Here is a 214-nt window from a genome sequence, read left to right as displayed (position 1 = left end):
CGTGGTTATGCCAGATCACCGCGGTCAACGCCAACAACCGCCGCACAATCCGACTGATCACCCCGGAAAGGGTCCGGCCACCGTGGCGCTCCAGGCCCAACTGGCCTTTCAACGTGTCAAACACCGACTCGATCCGTTGCCGTAGAGGCTTGAGAAACTGCCTGCCTGGCCTGGGGTCTTCCCCTTTCCGGGCCGGCCGGATCAACTCGACACC

At 63.1% G+C, this 214-nt stretch carries 1 pseudogene; it reads right to left on the bottom strand.

The features are described from left to right. A pseudogene (locus ACQCVD_RS15605) lies at window positions 1-214 on the bottom strand (IS982 family transposase); the annotation flags it as partial.

The sequence above is a fragment of the Corynebacterium halotolerans genome (assembly GCF_050107895.1).
Lineage (GTDB): Bacteria > Actinomycetota > Actinomycetes > Mycobacteriales > Mycobacteriaceae > Corynebacterium > Corynebacterium halotolerans_B.
This window is presented reverse-complemented; position numbering and strand designations above follow the sequence as displayed.